Source organism: Mycoplasma aquilae ATCC BAA-1896, assembly GCF_048074525.1.
In the GTDB taxonomy this organism is placed as follows: Bacteria; Bacillota_I; Bacilli_A; order Mycoplasmatales; family Metamycoplasmataceae; genus Mycoplasmopsis; species Mycoplasmopsis aquilae.
On the sequence record NZ_CP182208.1, the window covers coordinates 554,619 to 576,091 of the forward strand.

6 protein-coding genes are annotated in these 21,473 nt (G+C 28.9%); 4 read left to right on the forward strand and 2 right to left on the reverse strand.

The window, feature by feature from the left end:
• The first annotated feature begins 12 nt into the window (after positions 1-12).
• The 4 genes from lon to ACM0IS_RS02380 all read left to right on the forward strand — a co-directional run bounded on the left by lon (position 13) and on the right by ACM0IS_RS02380 (position 11,752).
• Positions 13-2,826: an endopeptidase La gene (gene lon, locus ACM0IS_RS02365; RefSeq protein ID WP_416755890.1), complete on the forward strand. Its 2,814-nt coding sequence runs from the start codon at positions 13-15 to the stop codon at positions 2,824-2,826.
• Positions 2,827-2,829: 3 nt separating this feature from the next.
• The gene (locus ACM0IS_RS02370; protein WP_416755891.1) at positions 2,830-4,290 is read left to right on the forward strand and encodes an APC family permease; all 1,461 of its coding nucleotides are present in this window, start codon (positions 2,830-2,832) and stop codon (positions 4,288-4,290) included.
• Positions 4,291-4,382: 92 nt separating this feature from the next.
• Positions 4,383-7,046 carry a hypothetical protein gene (locus ACM0IS_RS02375; RefSeq protein ID WP_416755892.1) on the forward strand — a complete coding sequence of 888 codons (2,664 nt, stop codon included), beginning with the start codon at positions 4,383-4,385 and terminating at the stop codon, positions 7,044-7,046.
• Between the two features lie 131 nt (positions 7,047-7,177).
• The gene (locus ACM0IS_RS02380; protein WP_416755893.1) at positions 7,178-11,752 is read left to right on the forward strand and encodes a hypothetical protein; all 4,575 of its coding nucleotides are present in this window, start codon (positions 7,178-7,180) and stop codon (positions 11,750-11,752) included.
• A 102-nt stretch (positions 11,753-11,854) separates the two neighbouring features.
• Here the strand turns inward: ACM0IS_RS02380 and ACM0IS_RS02385 are convergent, their stop codons facing one another.
• Both ACM0IS_RS02385 and ACM0IS_RS02390 read right to left on the reverse strand, forming a co-directional pair.
• The gene (locus tag ACM0IS_RS02385; RefSeq protein ID WP_416755894.1) at positions 11,855-20,956 is read right to left on the reverse strand and encodes a hypothetical protein; all 9,102 of its coding nucleotides are present in this window, start codon (positions 20,954-20,956) and stop codon (positions 11,855-11,857) included.
• A 46-nt stretch (positions 20,957-21,002) separates the two neighbouring features.
• Positions 21,003-21,431: a hypothetical protein gene (locus tag ACM0IS_RS02390; RefSeq protein ID WP_416755895.1), complete on the reverse strand. Its 429-nt coding sequence runs from the start codon at positions 21,429-21,431 to the stop codon at positions 21,003-21,005.
• Positions 21,432-21,473: the final 42 nt, after the last annotated feature.

Sequence of the window (21,473 nt, forward strand, 5' to 3'; positions counted from 1 at the left end):
AGAGGAAACCAAATGCAAAAAAAATCTAATACTAAAAAATATAAATACCTATCAACTGAGGAATTTATTGATGCTTTAGAAGGAATCAATTATTTTTCTAAATTTGATCACATGCTAAAAGAGGAGTCGCAAATAGATGAGCATATATTAGAACGTTCATCTAACTCTTTTGCTTTAGTTGTGTCCGCAAAAGAAATTACTGGAGTTGATGGTTTTGGCGTTATTGAAGCTAAATTCAATGACAAACAATTCGAAAGATTGTATCAATTCTTCCAACACTTAGATATTGAGAATCGTGAAAACACTATTGTAATTTGTTTTGATATGCTTCGTTTAGGTGAAGAAACTGGTCTTACTGAATACGAATTCAAAATGAGCCCATGTGTTTATGTTAAACCTATAAAAATGGAATATGATAATAAACAACTTATTTATAGATTTACCTTCAAACCACTTTCAAACTTCTCACTTTTACAAACGATTGAATTAGATAAAGTGACAATTGATGGTGAAACCTTTGAAGTACCACTATATGGTGCACAAGGTGTTCGTGACTTACCTCCATTATTACCATGAAGAGAGTTTGCAAATACACCTCGAGATGTAAAAGCTGTTAAAACTTTTATTCAAACAATTAAAGATTTAAGTACTCCAGGGCACCCATTCCCAAATGGTATGACAGAAGAAGACCCATTAAGTCTTATTGACCGTGAATTTGTTACTTTTAAACCTCACTGCTATGGTAATAAAAGATATACAATGGATGAAGTTGAAAATATCTTTCTAACTAATATCGATCCTAAAATACCTAAATCATCAGATCAATATATTTATGAAGAAATGTCAACTATTATTAACTTCTTAGATCCACTTTGTTTCAGAGTTAAATTTGACCTACTTGACATTTATACCGAAGATCGTCAAGGGCCAATTGAATTCATTATTGCTCAAATTACAGAATTAATTACCACTCAAATGCAAGTAAATAGTGATATTAATACTAAACTTACTCAAAAATTAGGAAAACAACAACAAGAATTTATTGTTAGAGAAAAAATTAAACAATTACAAGATTATCTTGAAGAAATGGGTTCTGATGTAGTTGAGGACGACTTTACTAAAACTATTAAAGATGAAAAATTAAGATCAATTTATCCAGAATCAGTTATTAAATTAATTTCAGAAGAAGAAAAACGTTCTTCAGAAATGATGCCGGCATCACCTGAAGCTGCAATTTCTAAAAATTACACAAATACTCTTAAAAAGTTACCTTGAAGAAAAGTTCAACGTGAATTATTAGACATTAAACATGTTAAAGAAACTCTAGACCAATATCACTATGGATTAGAGGAAATTAAAGAAAGAATTCTTGAATATCTTGCTGTATTAATTAATACTAAGAAACAAAACAAAAATAATAATGAATATACAGTAATTGACAACGAATACTTAATTGACCACGATTTATTTAAAGAAAATGGTAAAAACTTACAAGACAAATATAACAATGTTCCTATTTTAACTTTAGTTGGTCCTCCAGGAACAGGTAAGACATCTCTATCAAAAGCCATCGCTGAAGCATTAGGAAGAAAATTCCTTAAAATCTCTCTTGGAGGGGTACATGATGAATCAGAAATCAGAGGGCACAGAAGAACTTATGTAGGTGCAATGCCTGGAAAAATTATTAAAGGAATCACAAAAGCCGGTGTATCAAACCCAGTTATTTTACTTGACGAAATTGATAAAATGGCTTCAGACTTTAAAGGTGATCCAGCTAGTGCTATGTTAGAAGTACTTGACCCAGAACAAAATACAAAATTCCAAGATCACTACCTTGAACATGAATACGATCTTTCAAAATGTATTTTCATTGCTACAGCTAACTATTTTGATAACATTCCACCTGCCCTTGTAGATAGGGTTGAAATTATCGAACTTTCAGCTTATACACTAAGCGAAAAAGTTAATATTGCTAAAAAATACTTAGTACCTAAAGTGCTTGAACAATCAGGTTTAGGTAAAAGAATGTTTAAAATTTCAGATGAAACATTAGAATTTATTATTAAGCACTACACAATGGAAGCAGGGGTTCGTGGACTAAAACGTACTCTAGATAAAATTGCTCGTAAAATCGTGCTTAAAAAACTTAATGACCCAGCTATTACTTCATATAACATCGAAATAAGTGATTTAGAAGAATTACTTGGTGTTATTAAATATAAAGATGAAGAAAAAGAAGAGGACAATCTTCCAGGTGTTGTAACTGGATTAGCTTACACCTCATTTGGTGGTTCAACATTACCAATTGAAGTAACTACCTATGAAGGTAAATCAGAAATCAAACTTACTGGTTCTTTAAAAGAAGTTATGCAAGAATCTGCTCAAATTGCTTTAACTTATGTAAGAGCAAATGCTAAACATTTCGGAGTTGATAAATTTGATTTCGAGTCAAATACAATTCATATTCACGTACCTGAAGGTGCTGTTCCAAAAGATGGCCCTTCTGCTGGTGTCACATTTACAACTGCAATCATTTCAGCGCTTTCACAAAGAGCAGTTTCTAATGAAATTGGTATGACAGGAGAAATCACTTTACGTGGAAAAGTGCTCGAAATTGGTGGATTAAAAGAAAAATCATTTGCAGCATCATCTAAAGGATTAAAACGTATCTTTATTCCAGCTGGAAATGTTAAAAACTTAAAAGATGTTCCACTTGAAATTAAAGAAAAATTAGAATACATTCCTGTAAAAAATTACGAAGAAATCTATCAAGTAATTTTTGAAGGAAAAGAACCTAACGAAATTATTGCTTTTAGCAAAAAATAAGTTATGGAAAAACAATTTACAGAAAAAAGCTTTACATTTTTTACTATAAACTTTGTCGTAGGTCTTGGCTTTATCACAACTATTTCTACTGTTTTAAAAATAGCATATTGAGGCTATTTAGTTCTATTATTAGCGGGATTTTGTGTTTTTGGAATAGCACTAGCTTATTCTAGACTAGCCAATACTTACAATGACCATTATGGTGGTTCATACTCTTTTGCACGTCATATTGATGACGAAGTAGCAAAAAAGAATGCCACAAGACCTAAAAATAAATTTTTAGATAACTTAGTGTTTTTTGTCGGGTGAAACCAATTCATACAAACTCCATTGCTTTCAGCAATAGCTCCACTATTTTTAGTTGATGCAATTGAAATCGTTTTACCCTCAAAAGAAAGCTTCCAACATTATGATTTAGTTATATGAATTACGCGGGTAGCATCAATAGTTTTATTTATTGCAATTATTGCTTTATCAACTATTGGATTAAAAACTAATAAGAAAATCATTTATATAGCCTCAAGTTTTAAATGATTCATTTTACTACTTGCCATAATAATTATGATGGTTGCAGTTGCTAAAGAGCCAACATTGCCTCAAATCAATGTTGCACCTAATTCTAAAATAAATAATACTGTTCAACCTCGTTTAATTATTTCTTATACATTACTATTCATGTATGCTTTTGCAGGGATTGAAGATGTTTCTGCTATGGTAAAGGATGTTAAATTTAAGAATTTTAGAAAAATATTAATAATCTCATTCGTAGTAATATTTGCCTTTTATTTAATCTTTTTCACCCTTTACTTATTCTTGCCAGAAAACTTAAAAACTGGCTCATCTGGACCAAACATTGCCAACATTTATACCTATGGTTTAGGAACAGCGGGTGTAGTCTTGTTTATTATAGGGTTCTTGTGTAATGATTTAAGTTATAAATTATTCCAAAGTGCTTCAACAGCACGTAGAATAGTCCCACTGGCAGAAGATGGTTATTTACCTAATTTTCTAGCCAAAAGAAATAAAAATTATGAATTTAAAAATGCAATTGTTTTTTCAACTATTGTCGTTTTAATATCAATGGTTATTTTATGAATCGTTCCCTCACTTATGACGGAAGAAAAACATAAGCAAGAGTTTTTTGATGGAACAATAATAGCTTGTTCAACAGCCTTATTTATAGAGGACATAATTACTTTTAATGTTGCTTTTGTTTTAGAACATAAAAAACGTATTTCTAAAATTCCATTATGAGAAAAAATAATTTATATTTTAGACTTATTATTTATTGTCTTTCTATTATTACTATTTTATTTGCCTTGAATCTTGGGCGAAGATTGAGGAATTAAAAACACTGTTTCATTAATTTCTTATCTTGCTTTTGTGCTATTTGGGTTTATATTTAAATTTTGATATGATTTTAAAAAGAAAAATAAAAAGAGTAAATTGACTAATAAGTCTTAATTTCAGGCCTATTTGGCCTGATTTTTTTCTATAAATTACAAAAATAAGAAAAAAGATAAGTAGTAGAATAAAAATGGAATGAGGTAAATACTATGAAATTAAAAAACATTATACTTAGTACTGCAATCAGCAGTGCAATTGTTATACCATCAACACTAATATCTTTATCAGCAACAACTACAAATGATAGTCCCGATCAAAATGTGCTAGCTGCTAGGGAAGAAATCAAAAAAGAAATCGCAAAATATTCTAATTTAACCAATCAACAAAAAGAAAATATTAATAAAGCAATTAATGCTATTCCAAATGGAACACAAGAACAAATAAATACATTGAAAAGTACAATTATTGCTTTAATACAAGCACAAAGCGAAATAAATGAAATAAGTGCAAGTTATATAGATAATATTTTGCCAGATGATGATGCAACCTTAAAAAATAAAATCACAGATGTTCAAAATCAAGTTAATTCATTATTAAATAATATTACAAGTGCAAAAACTGATGATTTAAATAATAACATGACTGCACTAACACAGCAATATGACACATTAAAAAAGAAAGCTAAAGATTATGTTGATAAGCAATATAAACAACTGGTCGAATTTAATGAACAATATTTTCTTCAACTATTTGCTCAAGAATGTATTTCAACAGTTGATGACATACATTCAATTCCTGAACTAGTTAAAATATATAAAGTAATATTCGAAATATACAGCCTATACACTGATTCAAATTCAATGGCGCAAACTGTTAACCAAAATCAAAGATTACCATTCGATGAAAATGTTGTAAATTGAAATGCTTGAATGCAATTAACTCAAGAACAGCAACAAATAGCTAACTTTTTTAATTCATTATCTTATGGTACACCAAGTTCAGTCAATTACACTTATGAGAAATTAGTAGAAATGAAAAATAATATTTCTGAGCAAATAAATAGTTGAGCTTTTCAGCTTAAAACTGGATTATTAAACTCAATGAATTCAAAAATCTCAAAAAAATATTTCACTGCAGAAGAAGCCAAAAGCACTTTTGAAGAAATTAACAAAATTACAGATATTAAAACTGCTTTAAGTGCATACAATGATGCAACACTGCTAATGGAAAAATATATTTCACTATATGTTATGTATCAAACACCAATCTTTTTTAACAAGCTTAAACAAGATGGTTATATCGATAAATATAATTTAGAAAGCCAATGTAACGAAATATTAAAACAAGTTCAAAATTATTTAAAAATTTATAATGAAAATACATATGTTCCTATTTTGTTAAGTAATGCTGAACAAATTATTGCTGTTGTTGCGATGAACATTCAAACCCCAATAGCTAATGCAATATTTAGTAAAATTACTGGCTTAAATGCTGCACTACAAAAATCAAGTGCAATTCAAGATCTCAACTCAAACGCTATTGGTGCACTACAAGTTTATTATTTTGATAATTGATATAACACGATGTTACAACTGCGTGATGTACAACTCATGATTGTAAATGATTTAAGCCAAATAGATAATTTAATTAAAATTAATGATTTTAATAATCCTGATAACTCTACAACACTAACAGAACAACAAAAAGCACTTAGTGATAATGTTAAAAAAGCATATCAATTTTCAACAGTGAAAGAACAAGCAAACTTTGACAAAATGAATTTATATGCTAAAGCCTATATAAATTCACTTGTAAAGAACTTAACTTCATCAATTAACATTGATTCAGTTCAAACTCAGTTAAATAATTTAACTACAGCTGTAAATAATTTAAGTGGAAATCAATTGCTTGCAAATATCAAAACAAATTACAATACTTTAAAAACTAAATTAGCACCAACCATTTTGCAAGAAATAGATAAGCAATCTGCAGCAATTAGCAATAACGCTAATGCTAGCGCATTATTAAACCTATTAACTTCATTAAATCAAGCAGTAAATAATTTTGATACTGATCAAATAAATAATAATTATTTTATGTTGCAACAACTTCAACAATATAATTTTGCTAACCAACTAAAAATTAATGGATATACAGATTTTGAAACTTACCAATCCTTATATAATGGCAGTGAATTATATTTAGCAAACCAAGAATATTTAAAAAACATACAAGCACAATTTGCAAAAGTTTACGATGCCAACAATGATTTATTTATAACTAGCGATCCCGAAGCTATTAATGCGGTTGCATCCAATATAACATCACAACTAGCAAAAGAAAATGCAACAGTTGTTGAACTATGAAATGAACTTAAGACAAATCTACATGCCTTTACCTCACTAGTTAATTCAATTAACGATCAAACTTTTTTAGATAAGTTAAACAAGTTAAATGCCTTAGTTAGCCAATATTCTGCAGCTCAAAATATTTCAACATATCCTGGATATATCATCTTTAATCAAAAATATAAGACATTGTTAGGTGAATTTTACAATGCTCAAAAAGATGCACTAAATAATAACATTAAAAATTTACTCAATAATGATAAAGAGCCTTCTACCCCTTTACCACAACCAGGAACAACTCCTGAAGTAAAACCAGTGCCACAACCAGGAACAACTCCAGGGACAACTCCTGAAGTAAAACCAGCTCCACAAGCCGGAACAACTCATGAACCAAATAGCTCTGTTACAGCGCCTGCTGATAACAATGATGTTGATAACAGCATTATTTATTGATTACCATTATTAATTATTGCGGGAGTAATTGGAATAACTGGATTAATTGCAGCATTCACAAAGAAGAAATAATTATTTTAAGCATTACATCATATGTTATGTATGATGTTTTGTTTTACTCTTTACCACTTTTTTAAAAATATATAAACAGAATTATGAAAAAATTATTATAATTTTCAAATAAAAATAAAAGGAGATATGAAATGAAAAAGAATAAACTACTTATTAATCTCGCTAGTTTGCCATTGGTAGCTAGTATACCATTAACTTTTTTATCTGCAGCTGTTACTGAAAATAATACAGATACAGCAGCTTCTTCGACAGATATTGAAGCTTTTAAAACTTGATTGCAAGAACATAAATTTGCCTTTGCTATTGGTGGACTTAGAAATGATCAAGTGCAAAAATACACAGATCAACTTAATGATGGTCAAAATATCACAAATGCAAAGTTAAAAGAATTAACATCACAAGCTAATGATGACTATAACATGATGGTTAAATATTACCAAATGGCTCAAGTGAACTCACTTGGAGACCCTGAATCATATGCTACATTAAACTTACAAGCTGACCAAATGTATAATTCAAAACAATGAGGTTCTGGACAAGGCTCATTAGTTGAAAAACTTAAACCATATTTTAAGATGTTCTATGCTGATTCAAAAGATGCAGTAAACGAACAAATATTGAACGAAAAAATTGCTCAAATGGCTAAGGATTTTGAACAAGGTGTTAAAAGCACTACAAATGGTGAACAATTCTGAGATCTATTTAATGCTTACTACAAAGTAAACACCATTTTTAATACAACAAGCGAAGAAGTAGACTTAGTGCGCCACTCTACTTCTAGTGCCCTAGTTACATTTGCTCTAATTTATGCAGGGTTAAGAGACAATTATACTGCTGTTACTGATGCTAATGTTTTAAACACTGAATTTGTAAGCACAATTCTTCAACCTGGTATGAAAATGTACAAGGCATTATTGAAAGAATTTGAAAAAGCATTTGGTGGTTTAACGCCTGAAATTTACGAAAAAAGTAATACATATAAGAACCTAACTACAGATTTACAAAGATCCAGAGCTCTTAAAGTCATTAATTACATGAACGCAAATACCAAATATTTAGCAAATGTAAAAGCAGCTAATTTTGATACTCACACATTACAACTTGGTACTGGTCAATTAACTAACCTTTTAATTGCATTATTCTCAAATAATAGTGGAAGAAATATAACTTTAATTCAATCAATGCAAAGTGATTTTGATACTTCTGTAAAGACTGATGCTCCCGCTAACTATAATTATTATGCAAATGAATTAAATAATTTAAATTATGCTCCATATACTGCTCAAACAGCAGAAGCATTAAAAGCAAATGCTAATACACCAGAAAATAAAGCAAATGTTCAAACAATGCAAGCTATAATTAACCAATATACACCTATTACTAATGCATATAACACAATTATTGCTGCGTATAATGAGCTAAAAGATATCATTAATAGTCCGTTGTATACACAAGCTACTCCAGAAGTTAAAAATCAATATTTACAAGCATGAGACAATATTAAATCTACTTTAGATTTATCAGATCCAAATAACCCTAAAGCAAATATTACAATTTCAAATGGCCAAATTTCAGTTCCTGAAACTAATAAAACAAATATTTTAAGCAATCCAGAAGGAATTGCAGCACAATTGGTTTCAGCAGCAACATCAGCAAAAAATAATTTAGATGGATACTTGAAACAAGCTCAAGATGAATTAAATAATAATGTTAAACAAGCTCAAAATAATAATGAACAACACAATTCTATAACACCAGAACAAGCTGTCAAAATTCAAGCAGCTATTAACACTATTCCAAATAGTCAAGACTCAGCAACAATTGACAAGGACAAAACATTTTTACAAAAATTAATAGATGATCAAAAAGCAATGAATGCTTTAAATTATCAAATTAATAATTTCCTTTCACCAGAAAATTCAACTTTCACAGTTAGCCCTCAAGATTTACAAAACAAAATTGACAATAATCTAACAAGTCCAAATGGTTATGATTCTAATAATTTAAGCGATCTAAATTCTGAATTAGATAAACTAAACCAAGAAGTTGAAAAAGCTATGGAATCTGAAAAGCAAAGCAGAGATAAGCAAGTTAATGATTTTGTAACCAATAAAGATACAAAGTTAACTCCAGATATGCTAGCTAAAGTTAAAGAAACTTTAACAAATAGTGCATTATCATACAGCCAATTTAGCAATGCACTACAAGCTGTACAAAATATAAATAAGGCATATACACAATTAGATAATTTAAAAAATGTTTTAACTGAAGCGCAACAAAATACTCATTTATCTAGTGACCAAAAACAAACATTAAATGAATTATTACAACAAGTAAATGATCAAATCGCTGGAATTAAATTAGATTCAGTTGATAATATAAATGCCACATTAGCTCAATTAAACAGTAACATTACTGAAGATACAAATTCTTTAAGAAATAGATTAAATGGTATTTATAGAGCTAATAATTCACAATTACCACAAAATATTATTCAAAACTTTATAAACACAAATCAAGTTGATCCACATTTAAATGTTTTAACTGCAAACTTTAAATCTTATCTTTCAGCAATCAATAGCGCTTCATTGCTTAATGAAGTTCAACAATATGCTCAGCTTAAAGAAAAATTAGCTCAAAAGGACTACTTAAAATACATTCCACAAGATGTTTTAGATAATTTTGACAACTTATTAAATGAAGTTAAAAATTATGATTCAAAAACACCAAAAGAACAATTAAGCCAAAAAGCTAATGAATTAAGCAAAACATTTACCATCATTAGAGAAAACATTTATCAAGGATTAACTAACTCAAAAGATACAAGCAGTCTACCTACAGCAGTTAAAAATGCATATGCTGATGGTGATATAGAACAAAAAGCGCTAGATAACAACAGCTTTGTTGACAATATCCAAGGTATTGCAAATAAAGTTACAAATAATATTGCTGCATTCAATAACCTTAAACACCTTGTCTCTGTTTCAAAACTTAACAATGACTCAGATACTTCATTAAGTGCTGACGAAAAAGAGCAAAACAAGAATACAACTTTAGCTTACAAATTATCTAGCCCTGAAGAACAAAAAGCATATGACCAAGCATTTGAACAAGCACAAAACTATGTTAATAATGTTGATAATAATACAACTGCTAAGTTAGATCCTACTGTAATTGAACAAAATAGCACTAATTTAACAACTGCTAAAAACAATTTATCTGGTAAAAACTTGTTAGATGGAATAGATGCTCAACTTAAAGCATTAAAACCTTATTTAACAACTGAAGCTTACAACGCTTTAGAAACACAACGTAATAATTTAAGTTCTATGCAAGCAGCAAATGAATTTAAGACTTCATTGCAAAACTCATTAACAGCTATTGAATCATTTAATAAATTATTAAATGATGATGGAACATTAAAAGCAATGGAAAACCTAAATAGTTTTAAATACAACGATAGCAATATCAATATTCCTGCCAGCTTAAAAGAACTACAAGCAAGTGATAATAGTACATATCAAAATGCGTTAGAAAGAAATGATGTTTATAGTGAAAATAAATCATTCTTAGCCTCAAATCAAGAAGCAATTAACCAATTTTATGATGCTGCTACAAACAAATTTACTAATGCACAAGCTGATAAAATTAATAGTGTAATAACAAATGTTGATAATAAAGCAAAAGAATTAAACGCAAGCATTGCTACTCAATGAAATACATTAAATGATGAGTTAACTACATTAAGCAATAATGCAAATGAGCTTAAGAATTCAAACGCTGTTTCACAAATTAATGATCTTAAAACAGCAATAGCTCAAATTGCTAATAAGGATATTAGCTCTCTTCCAACATTAAATGTATATAAAAACTTAATTTCAGCATTAAATAATGATTTATACAATGCTCAATTTTCACCAGAAAATTATCCTAACTTGTCAAGTGATGTGCTTAAAGGATTAATTAATAAAGTAACTTCCGGAGATCAAGCATTACAAGCCACTGCACAAGAAGCAAATGAATTAAATGATGCAGCAACTAAGCTAAAAAATGCTATTGCATACGCTTCTGAAGCTGCTCAACACAACTCAACAAATCCAAATGATTTACAAACACTAATAAAAAATGCTAACAGTTTACTAGCAAATGGTAAATTAAATAGTGATATTTCATTAACTGATCTTAATAAACAAATTGATCAATTAACACAAGCAGCAAATGAAAATAATAAATTCTATTATGTTCAAGAAATCAATAAATTAAACTTAACTAATGAACAAAAAGCAGAATTAACAAAACAAATCCAAGCTGCTAACACTTCAGAACAATTACAAAGCATTATGACTACTGCAAATACACTAGTTGGTGCTGATAAAAATGCTAAGGATGCATTGGCAAACTACCAAGACTTTGTTGATAAAAATTCAGCAAAATTGCCAAATGCTTATACAAGTGCAAAACTTGAAAATGCTTATAACACATTAAAAGACGCGCAACAAAAAGGTTTTGCCGGTATGACAGCAGATCAAATTAATAAATTAACAAACGACCTAAATAACGCAATTAATGAAACTGAAAAAGAATTAGCAGAAATGGGTGGTTCACACTTTATGTTCTGAATTCCACTATTAGTACTTAGTGCAATAACTTTTGCTGGTGGAATTATTATGTATATTGCCAAAAGTAAGGGTAGAAAAAATAAATAATCACTTTAGTACTAGCTCAAAAACATTCTCAACTTAATGAGAGTGTTTTTATTTTTCGATACAAAAAACCTCATAGGACATAACCTATGGGGTTTTGAATTATTATTTTCTCTTATAGTATAGAGCAATAATTGCAGCAATTCAACCAACAGATGCGATTGCAACTAAAATAGATCATCAAGCTCAGGTACGAGACATTTGCAATTTTTGATCTAATAGAGATTGAATTAGTGGCGAAGCTTTTTGGTATTCAGAAGATTCTTTCATTTGCGCTATTTTATTTAAATCTTCTTTGGTCAATGACTTATCTTTTGCATTAGCTAAGATTGAAATGAAGTCATTATCTTTCATTACTTTAGCTAGATTTGCATTATTTTTATCAATTGGATTTAATAAATTTATACCTTTGGTTAATTTTGCTTCATTTTGCATTTTGATTGCATCTAAAATTTCTTTTATGCCAGCAGCGCGGGCTTTTAAGTTTTTAGATTGTGAATTTAGGAGATCACTAAATTCTGTATAAGATTCAAAATTTTGCTCATTGGTATTGTTTATTTTTTTAACAACAGCATCATAAACTTTATCGTTAATATATGCATTTTGCAATTGTATTTCAAAAAGCTTTTTGTTATCTTGCAATAATTTAGTTTGTTGGCTCATTAAGTCAATTTCATTAACTAAATTTTCTTTTGCCCTAGGTTTAATAGCATCCATTAATGTGGCATTTTGCTTGCTATTATCATTTTTATTTTCTAAAATGTCTTGCAAGTTTCTTACAACTTGATCAATTTTTGATTTTATGTCATGATTTGTAGAGATTTGACTATCTAAAATGTCTTTTGCTTCTTTATATGTTAAAGCTTGGTTAAATTTAGATAAGTTTTCTTGTGAAATTTGTTCCTTAACAAACTCTGAATTATTATTTATTGCATCTTGAATCTGAGTAATACGAGTATTGCCTTGCATAAATACTTGAGGTGAAAATTGTTTAACTTGTTCATTTAGTTTGTTTAGTTGATTTATTAGTTCTTTTAACTTAGCATTTCCTTCTTGCATATAATCAGCATGATTATCAAAATATTTATTACTTAAATCTTTAATTTGGTTTTGTAAGGTATTTACTGATTCTTGAATTGCTTTAGGTGAATTGAATAATTTATTAGCATTAGCGTTTAAATCGCTTTGCAAGCTATCAGCTTGGCTATGTAACTTAGTAAATTCTGCTTCCATCACTTTAGCTTGGTTCTTTCCTTGTCCCAGTAAATCAAGAGCAGTATTTAAATCACTGTTTAGTTGATTAATTTGAGCTGGTAAATTATCTATATAAACTTGGCCAGTTTCAGGAGTTATTTTACCTACGATAGCAATTATATTTTTAATAAATTGTTGTTTATTTGCGGGTGCAAAGAAGAATTCATATGGTAAGTTAGTCTCGTTTTTATATGCTTGATCAACTTTAGTGTAAGTATCTTTTAATTCACTCATTGCTTTATCTAACTGACTAGCTTGTGTAGTGATATTAATTAATTGTTCATTATCTTTAGCTTGTGCTATAGCATTAGCTAATGCGCTAGCTTGAGCATTATTTAAGTTAGTTAAGTTAACTAATGAATTTAAGGCATTTCCTTTAGCATTGTTTAATAATTGTTTTGCAAGTTGACTTGCAATTTCTTGTGTGCTTGCTTGAGGATTATTTCTTACAGCTTGAGATTGTTCAACAATGCTTGGAACTAATGAAGCATATTTATCATTAATTGTTGGAGCAGCTGCAATAGCTTTATCAAGCTCATTTGTTGCATATTTGTGTTGTAATGTTTCTAACGCATTTTCTATTGCAACTACACTACTATCTTTATTTATGTCCTTGGTTTGATTTAAAGCAGCTTTTAATTCATCTGACTTGGCTTCTTCAGGCATAGTAGCAATTTTGTTTCTTAATTCTTCTAATGCTTTATAAACATCACCAATTGTCTTTTTAGCATTTGCTACAGCGTTATCAAGAGCAGCAGCAGCTGTATTATATCCAGCCTTAGTATCTTGCTTATTAGCTGCAGCTGTTGATTTAGGAATATCATCATTACTTAATGTATTAACAATTCTATCTCTTAAAGCACTGTGGTGTTGTTTGTTTCCTTCTTGTAATTCTTTAACAAAGTCATTAGCTTGATTAATAGATACATATAATTTAGCTTTATCAATTTCATTTGCAAGTTTATCACTAGCAGCTTTGATTGCATCTTGATCAAAAGCAGGATTATTTAATGCATCTTGAGCTTGTTTAATAGCTGCATTAAGCTGACTTGATTTTTCTGCTGCTTGCGCTTTGACAATTACGGTAGCTAAATCATTTTTAGCTAATAATAAGTTTAATTTATCAGCTTTAGCATCATAAGTAGCTCTTGGAGTTGTTACAACTGTATTAGCATATTTTAATAATTCTAAAGCTTGAGTTTTTTGGGCTTCAATTTCTTGTTTTAAGTTTTTAGGAAGTGAAGTATTAATATTTGCTTTAGATATAGCATCATATGCTAATGCTAACTTATCTTTTAATAATTGGTGATTTACTTTAGCTAATATTTCATCATCACTTACTTTTGTATTTGAAGCTTGCAATTCTTCTTGTGCTCCATTTAATGTAAGTGCAAAGGCATTTGATTTTTTTAGGTCTTGAGCTAAGTTATCTTTGAATTTAGCTAGTCGATCTAAGGCAGCTAAATGTTGCACTTGGCGAGCATTCACAATACCTTCGTATAAGTTTGCTTTCTTATCAAGAGCATTAGTTGTAAATTCGTTTGCGTTTTGTTTGTCAGTATTATTAATAAAGTTTGCTATATTAGCTGCTGAAATAATTGAATTATTATTTGTCACAATTGTATCAATTGCATTTGCAGCTTGTTTTTTAGCTTGAGCAATAGTTGTTAAAGCTTGAGCTACTTGATTGGCATTTAATGTTGTTGCATTTAAAGCATCATTTGCTTTTGTTTTAGCATCTTCTAACGCTTGCTTGTTTGCATCAATAGTATTTACTTGTGATTCAAATCCAGATAATATAGCTTGATTACTATTATTTGGTTTTGTAAATTGATTAATTAAAGCATCTAAACTTACTTTTTCTTTTACCAAGTTTGCTTTAGCTGTATCTAGATCTTGAGCTGATTTAACTTTTGTATCTAATTGAGCTTTGTTTTCAGCTTGATTTAAAGTTTCTTTAGCTGCAGACTTTTGATTTGAATTTAAATTGTTTAGGCTATCAATAGCTGCATTAGCTTTTTGCTTGTTGCCATTTCCATTTAAAGCATTTTTGGCTGTATTTATTTTATTATTGATTGCTTCAATAGCAGCTTTATCAACTGCCTTAGTAACTTGATCTCTAATATTTTGAACATCATCAATAATATTATTAAGTTCTTTTTGCTTGTCTTTATCGGCTAATTTGTAATTATCTTGTGCTTGTGTACCATTTAATGAATTTAAATTATTTTTCAATTCTTCACAAGCTTTATCTAGTTCTTTTGCTTTTGCTATTGAACCAGGAATATCACTTGGGCTGTTTTTTCCTTTCATTTCATTAATCAATGCTTCTTTTTGAGAATTTGATAAGTTTGGTAATACATTGATTTTGTCAGTAGCATTGTTTTGTGCTTGTTTTAAAGCATCTGCATTAGTTTTAAACTTATTAATCACATCGCTTAATTTATCACTAATTTGATTTATTTTGGTGATATCTACACCTTGCTTTAATTTATGATTTTCTAATAATTTATTAGCCTCTTGACTAACATCTAAGGTTTCTTGAAGCGTTGCTGGATCTGCTGAGCCACTTGAGGTTTGCAATGCTGTATTTACTTTATCAAGATTATTAATTAACTTTTCAGCTGCAGCTTGAGTATCTTTAACATTAGCTTTAATTTTATTAACAGCAGCAATTGTTGTTGCTTCTTTCACTTGTTGCTTAAATGTTTCAGCGACTTGAAGAGATAAATGACTTGCTGATGAAATTGCACCATTTGCTTCTGCTTTAGCACGTTCTAGAAGTGTATCCCCATCTAAGCCCTTATTTGCGTCATTTACTTTAGTTGTATCTTCTTTTAATGTTTTGATTAAATTATCTAATTTTTCAGCTGTGCTTAAATCAGTTGCTGAAATTGCATTTGTTATGTCATTATCTAATTTATTTGTTGCTTCATTAAATGAATTCTTAGTTGGATCACTTGATTCTGTATATTTAGATGTGTCTTTTACTACTTGTGCTTCTTTTTGAGTTTGTTTTGCTTTAGTAATTGCATCATTTAAATCTTTTGCTTTTGACGCTAATTTATTAGCCTCTTCTGGACTAGTTGAATTATCAATTGCTTCATTAATAATATCAGCTTGATTTTTGTTTAAATTGTCCAAGTTTTTAATTTGTTCTTTAGCTTCTTGCTTTGTATTAGTTACTTTGCTATCTCCATTTAAGGCTTTTTGTGCAGCACTTAGTCTGTCATTTAATATTTTAATTTGTTCTTTATTTTTGCCAGCTAATCCTTTTGCAAGTTCAAGTTGAGCATCTTGTAATTCAGAATCAAATTCGCTTTGTTTGTTTTCATCTGCATATTTATATTTCTCATCAGCCTTATTAAGTTTTTCTGCTGCTTTTACTGTGTTTTTAAATTCTTTAGTAATTTGATCAAGTTCACTGGCTTTTGTAACAACTGTTTGAATTTTTTCATCAGTAGTTGTGGCCGAAACTTCATGATTCAAATCTGCTTTTTGTTGGTCGGTTAAATCAGTAAGCTTACTGATTTTATCAATGGCAGCTTTTTGTGCTTTTAAGATTTTGTCAGCTTGACTTGAGGCTTCAATAATTGCACGAGACAATGTTTCTCTAGCTCCATTAATAACATCCGGTGTTGTATTTATATAAAGCTTATTGTTATCAGTCTTTAAAAATGATTTAGCTGTTTCGAGTGCTTCTGTTAAATTTTCTTTTTGGTCACGCCGTGCAAAATTGTAATCAGGTTTATCTTTAAACCTAATTGCTTCAGCTACAGTATTGATTAATTCTTTTGCAGCGGTATCTGTTGCGGTTGCTTGAATAGCAATGGCTTCAATTTCCTTTATTGAACTTTTGGCATCCATTTGGCTTTCAAAATGATTCTTAACTGGTGTATCGATATTTGTTAAAGCTTCAATAACTGCTTTAGCAACTTTTTTCGCAGATGCTAAGTTAGCATTACCATCAAGTTCATTTTTAGCTGATGTCAAATCACTTGCTTTATCATTAAGACCTTCAATAGTAGAAGTAACTTTGTCTAAATCACTTTGAGCTTTTGCATCATTAATTGCTTGTTTTAATGCTTCGAAAGATTTATCCAATGCAGTTTGCTTACTGTCTGTAGCTTCTTTGTATTGTGGAGTACCTTTAATAGTTGTGCAATCTTTTAATATATTATTTGCTGTTAATATTTTTTGATCTAAAGTTGTTTCATTGTCTGCAATAGTTTCTGCTTGTTCTTTAGTTACAGCTTTATCAATTGCTTCATAAGCTGCTTGTTTAGCTAATAAATCAAGATTTGATAATTTTTCAATTTTATCTTTGGCTACTTGTTTTGCTTTATCAAGTTCTATACCACCATCTAAAGAGTTGTATATTTGTTTAATGGTTTGAGTAATTTTGCTAATTTCTTCTGGTTTTATACTTGTTTGTACATCTTTTGAATAAGTTTGTTTATTACTGTATTCCTTATCAAATTGATTTTTGCTTGTTTCAGAAGCTTGAGTGTATTTAGTTTCTGATTTAGCATTATCAAATTTATTATATGCTGCAATAAGTTCACCCATGCTTGTGTTTAATGATCTAGCATTATTTAGGGTTTCTGTTACTGTAGCAGTTGTATTAGCGGCTGTAATAATTTGTGTAATTGTATTTATTTGAGTTTGAGATAAATTAGTTAATTGTTTTAATGCTTCTGTTGCTTGTGCTTTAGCATTTTGTAATGCTTCTTTATCAGCCTTAATTGCTTCTAAAGCTAAATTATTTGCTTCAATAGCACTTGTTACAGCTGGTTGTTTTTGCCCATTAATTAATAAATTATTTGCTAATAATTCACTGTTTTTCTTTTGAGCATTCGCAACTTTAGTTTTTGTTTCTTCACTTGCATTAGCATATTGCGGATCTTGTAAAGCTGTTTCTAACTTATTGGCAGCTATTATTAAATTGCTTGCAGCTGCGTTTAAATCAGTTACTGCAGTAGCTAAATTATTTAAATCAGCTACACTATTATTAGAATCCAGACTTTGTTTAACACCTTCTTTATATTCATTTGACAAATGAGTACTGTTACTTAATGCTGTTTGAACCTTAGCCTTAGCATTAGAAATCAATAAATCACCATTAAGAGCAGTTTTAGCTTTATTATAATCTTCTACACCAGCTTTTAAATTATTAGCTAATTTATTAATAGTTTCTAAATCGTCAAATGAATCTATTGCCTTTGCATTAGCAAGCACTTTATCTAAATTACCTACTTTATCATCAAAACTTGTTTTTAAACTTTGCTCTGCTTGTTGATAATTATTGCTTTGTTTTATGGTTGCAACATCATCTTGTGCTTCTTTAACATCCTTAATAAATCTATTTAAGCTTCCAGCTGCTTCTTTAATAGGTTTGATAGAGTTAGAATCAGGTGCTGCATCAATTCTTGCTTTAATCTTATTTCTTTGTTCAAGGCTCAAGTTATCTAGCACATCAATGTCTGCTTTTTGTTCATTAAGATATTTATTTCATCTAATATCTCCATCAATATTTTTTACAGCTTGGCTCAACTTATCAGCTAAAATTTTAATTTGCTCTGCAGTTTTACCCTTCAATTCTTTTCGATAAATGATTTCAGCTTCTTTTAGGGCTGTGTCAAAGTAATCTTTAGCTTCTTCTGTAGAATTAGTATATTTTCTTGAATGCTTATCAATTATTTTCGCTGATTCAATTGCAGTTTTAAATTGTTTTGTAGCTTGATCTATTTTTGATGCATTTGAAACCTTTTGATTAACTGATTCAATGCTTGTTGCTGAATCAATATCATTTTTTAGAGTTTCTTTTTGTTCTTGTGTTAAATTTTGCAATTTTTGAATATTTTCTTTTGCATTTTGTTGTTCTGTAGCAATTTGACTTGATAATTGGTTGATAGTAGCAATTGTATTGTCAATTACTTCTTTTTTAGATGCTATTTCATTTACTAAATTATTTGGCTTCATCTTTTTACCAGATTCATCCAAAATATTATTTTTTACATAATTAATAGCTGATTCAAGTGCTTGTTTTTGTTCTGATGTTGCATTTTTATATACAGGTGCATTATTTTTTAATGCTTCAGCACGTTGTAGTGAATCTAAAATTTCACTGATAGTATGGTTTTGGCTTGTGGCTTTTGATTTAATTGCTTCAACTGAAGTTATATCTTTAGCATTGATGACTTCTTTTTTGAATTCATCAATAACAGCTGAATTTAACTTATCTAATGTTCCTATGGTTGCAATAGCTGATGATTTAGCTTTAGCCATTTTATCATCACCATTTAATTTTCTAGCTGCGCTTTTTGCATTCAGAATTAATTCTCTCGCATCATCATCAATCACAGGAACTTTTTGCACCGAACTATTATCAAAAACAAAATTTCTTAATTCTGTTATTTTTGCAACAATTGCATTGGCTTTATTATTAAAGTCTTCTTTTAATTTATTATCAGATTCGGTAAAACTAATTGTTTTTGTTACAGCTTCATTTTCTAGCTTTTGTGTTTTTAGTTTTCCTATAATATCATTTAATGATACAGCAGAGTAAACAATATCTTCTATTGAGTGTTTATCAGTTTGTGTCTTAATTAATTTTGTGATATTTTCTTTTTGGCTTACTGATAAATTATCCAATTTAGAAATTTCATTTATTCTTTCGCTAATTAACTTATTATATTTAACTTCACCATTTAATTGTTCAGCTGCATTATTAGTTTCTTGAATAGATGTATAAAATTGTGCAATTAAATCATTTACATTTTGATATGTAGATGAATTATTTATTTCACTAATAGAGTTTAATTTATTTTCAAAATCATTGTATCTAGTATCATAATTTGATTGTGGCTGAGAATCAGAAAACTTATATTTTATTGTGTTTTTAATTTCTCCAAATTTTTTATTTAAATCAGACGTGTTTTTTAATACATCATCTAAGTTTTTAATTGTTTTAAATATTTCTGTTACATCGTTATCAGTGGTTGCGTTAGAAATCATATTTTTAAAGGCATCAGCTGATGTTTTACTAATATTTTTATAACTTTGAATCTTAGCTAAATTACTATTTCCGTTGAGATGTGAGATATCAAATTTGGGTTCTATCGGAAAGTATTTATTATTAATGGCCTTAATTCCAACAACAACATCAGAAATAGATTTATCATATGCAACTAATGTTTTTAGTTCTGATAAATAAGGCAAAGCATTTATCTGTGCATTAAATTGACTCTTAATAGTTGGATTAGAGTATTTATAATTTTCTTCTTTTTTATTAGCTTCAAATACAGGAGAATATTTTGCATTTAATTTTTTAAATTCTGCACTAACTATAGCAGTTTTATAAACTCAATTTATTATTTGATCCACATGACCTCTATAATAATTGTCTTGGACAGGTGGACATTGATTATTTATATAACAGTCTAATAATTCTTTACTTCATTTATATCCATCATATTGATTAATGTCACCAAAAAGTTGGTTTGAATAAAATCAAAAATCATTTTTATAAATTGAATACATATATAATCAAAAAATCTTAGTCGATATTTCTGAACGACCAAGTTCATCAAATATTCTTAGATATTTTTCAACATCTAGATTGTCCCTATTTTCATAGGCATCATTCATTATTGTCTTGAACAATTTAAAGCCACTTTGGTGTATAAGATTAGGGTAATATATATTATTTATATCTTTTACAAATGAGGATATATCATCTGAGTTATTATAATTAAATGAACTAAAATTGTTTTTAAACAAAGTATTGATGTCACCTTCACCAAATGCAATATTGAAATTTCTTAGTATTGATGTTTTTGTATAAATATCATAAAACTTATCATCATTATAGAAATTTCAATATTTATTATCGGTGTTGTCTGAATTATTAATTTTGGAATTTCTTTGTCTACAGACAAGCTTTTTACCCATTCTAAGAATGTATAAATTGCATAATAATCTCTTATTTTGTCTTTATCTAGAACTTCTTTAAATTTTTAAATAATTTCGTAACATTATCAATAGTAACAATAGCTTTTGTTTCAAGACCACTGCCAAAATGCTTATTTATATTTTGCATTATGTCATAATATTTATCGGGATTATTTAGCTCTTTTTCAACTTTTTGTTTTATATCATTGTGTGATTTAATATTGCTAAATATATCTCATTTATTCAAGAAATCATCAATTGTTTGATTATTTTGCATAATTGGGAATTTTCTTATAAAAGCATCATCATTACTTTTAATTCATTCCATAATTCTTTGCACATCAATGGCCCTTAAATCAATATCGGCCTGGTCATTTTCACTATTAACTTCTTCATTATTTTCAGAAGTTGCAACCGCAATAACAGGAGCAACTGCCAAAGGCATTAATGCTACATATTTACTTATTTTTTTCATATTTATCTCACTTTCCTTACTATCATTCTTACTTTTATTATA